At 45.8% G+C, this 2374-nt stretch carries 6 protein-coding genes; all 6 read right to left on the bottom strand.

What is annotated here, in order from left to right; genetic code table 11:
• Positions 1–499, bottom strand: a 499-nt coding sequence (locus tag D5R40_RS38630; RefSeq protein ID WP_205127822.1) for an AMP-binding protein, incomplete at its 3' end; no start/stop codon positions are given.
• A gap of 10 nt (positions 500–509) precedes the next feature.
• Positions 510–740: an AMP-binding protein gene (locus tag D5R40_RS41735; protein WP_282433699.1), complete on the bottom strand. Its 231-nt coding sequence runs from the start codon at positions 738–740 to the stop codon at positions 510–512.
• A 287-nt stretch (positions 741–1027) separates the two neighbouring features.
• Complete coding sequence (locus D5R40_RS38620) at positions 1028–1351, bottom strand: 3-oxoacyl-[acyl-carrier-protein] synthase III C-terminal domain-containing protein (RefSeq protein ID WP_205127820.1); 324 nt, start codon at positions 1349–1351, stop codon at positions 1028–1030.
• Positions 1335–1712, bottom strand: coding sequence for a 3-oxoacyl-ACP synthase III family protein (locus D5R40_RS38615; protein ID WP_205127819.1), 378 nt, complete (start codon positions 1710–1712; stop codon positions 1335–1337). Before D5R40_RS38615 ends, D5R40_RS38620 begins: the two co-directional genes overlap by 17 nt.
• A 2-nt stretch (positions 1713–1714) precedes the next feature.
• Positions 1715–1939 (bottom strand): beta-ketoacyl-[acyl-carrier-protein] synthase family protein, encoded by a 225-nt coding sequence (locus D5R40_RS38610; protein WP_205127818.1) that lies wholly within the window; start codon positions 1937–1939, stop codon positions 1715–1717.
• Between the two features lie 41 nt (positions 1940–1980).
• The coding region (locus tag D5R40_RS32255; protein WP_205127817.1) for a TonB-dependent receptor at positions 1981–2374 on the bottom strand (394 nt) is incomplete at its 5' end.

The following is a 2374-nucleotide window of genomic DNA, read 5'->3' as shown; positions in this document are numbered from 1 at the left end:
CATCTCTTTGGTGGAGCGAAAACAGATTGGGCCCGACTTCTGTCATGCCAAAGCCCTGGCGAATGGCGATGCCTTTCTCCTGCCAGACTTCAATGAGGGGAATTGGCATGGCTTCTCCCCCTACAATCATGTAGTGCAGACGGGAGAGGTTTGCCTGTTTAAATCCCTTTTCATCTTTTAGCATGCCGAGCATGGTCGGAACAGCCATGCACAAAGTCGCATGTTCTTCCTCCAATGCTTCCAGAACCTGATCCGCTTCAAACTTCTTCAACAAACACACATAGCCCCCATGGTGCCATAAGGGAGTCAAAAGTACGTTCCACCCACCCGTGTGAAAGGGAGGCATAAAATTGACAGTCCGACTTTCAGTATTGATTAACAGACTCATGGCAGTATTTATGCTGTTCCAGAATAACATGCCATGCGTGTAAATTGAGCCTTTGGGAAAACCCGTCGTCCCGGAAGTGTAGAGAATGAAGATGGGATCATCTGCTTGCAAGTGGCAACTGCTAAAAAGATATGCTTTCCTTTGCAGAATAGCCTTCCAGGTCTACCATTTTTAGCGTTCGAGGGATGGAAGCAAAGCTCGGACATGCCTGAATCAGTGCCCCAAAATCCTCCTGATAAATCAGCATAGCAGGCGCAGCATCTTTGAGCATATAATCCAACTCCGCGGATGTGAGTCGATAGTTTAAGGGAACTATGATCATCCCACTTTTTTGTGCCGCCACAAATACCAGGATAAATTCCGGCTATATTCTGCAATCACCCCTATACGATTCCCTTTCTGAAGGCCTTGCTCTGAAAATAAGCCGCAAGCCTACTCCCATTTCGATTCAGTTCGGCATAGCTGAGCGTTCTTTGGGTATCGTATTCTTTAACGGCAATTTTATCCGGACTATAGCGCGCCCATTTGGCTGCCCAATCTGTAGCTAAGAAATTCATAGACTTAGAGTTTAAAGGCAGCACTGGCAAAAGCCAGTCCTCCTCCTGAACCAATAAAATAGATCAGATCCTCCTTTATTAATCAAGCCTTTTCCCAGGCATCGCAATACGTAAGCGGAAGGCAGGCGGAACCTGTATATCCGTATTGATGCATAGCTGTATGGGCCTTTTTTCGGTCTAACTCAAGCCGATCCATGGTTTCCCAAATGCTGTTGATATTGAGTTGGGTAATGAAATACTGCTTTACTTCCGCCGGTTTCTTCCCAATTTTATCCGAGAGGACACGTGCCATATCTTCCCAGGTTTCCGGATTAAGTTCTTTGGGAAAGCGTTTGACAAATTCTAATTGCTGACGAATTTCTCCCTTTGATTGAGGATTGATGGAATGTTTAACTCCCTCCCGCATAGATACCCATCCATTCATTGTACTGGCCCATAGCCCTCATTTCCCCTCCCAAAAATCCCTGCCTGCTTCTTCCGCTTGCTTCAAGTACAAAAGCTCCTGCTCCATCAGCGAAGAGCGTAACTGTTTTTTTATCCTGATGATTCAGGTACTTACTCATGGCATATGCCCCTACTACAAGTACTTTGCGGTACTGAACATCTGCCGGATAAAATTTGCTGCTGTTGTAAGGGCTGTAACAAAGCCTGCACAAAGCCGAATTGATGTCAAACGTTCCAGCTTTTTGTGCTCCAAGTCGATTTTGGAGAACGGTGGCAGTGGAAGGGGAAATAAACTCAGGTGTATCGGTTGAAACTATGATCAAGTCTATTTCCCCTGCTTCCAGTTTGCATTTTCCAATGCTTTTTGGGCAGCTCGTTCCGCAAGATCAGCAGTGCTTTCTCCTTCCTCGCACCAGCGTCTTTCATGAATGTGCAGGTTTTCTCTGAGCCAGGTATCAACGTCCTCTTGCAAGAGATCGTTGAACCAGGAATTAGGCAAAACCCGCTCGGGAACATAAGCCCCTGCCGAGGCGATAATTGCATTTGGCATGAAAACTTCTCTCGCTTATTTAGGGCTTACCTCAGGGAGATTCAGGCGTAATTCAACGGTATACAATCCGCTGTTGGCGCTGATGCCGTGAATTCCCGCAGTTCCTGATTAAATAAATTACTAGCTGCAAATCCCAGGCTAAACATCTCACTGAATCGATATCCCAAGCCTATATCCATTGTAGCAAAACCTCCTAATGGCCCATAATTGAAGGTATCTGCGCTCCTGGCATTTTCAACAATAGGTACGCCTCTGTAGGTCAACTCCGGATGAGATTGAGAAGCAATTTGGAAACTGGAAAAGTAGTCATAAGCCTCTACCCATCTGAGGTAAGCATTTGCATAAAATTTACTTCCGCTATAGTTAAGGCCTATACCTGCCTTATTGGTAGGGGCATTTACCAGGATATCCAGGAAGTTAACTACTCCGTCATTA

Source organism: Okeania hirsuta (assembly GCF_003838195.1).
Lineage (GTDB): Bacteria > Cyanobacteriota > Cyanobacteriia > Cyanobacteriales > Microcoleaceae > Okeania > Okeania hirsuta.
Note: the sequence above shows the minus strand (reverse complement) of the source record. Positions and strands in the feature narration are given on the sequence as shown.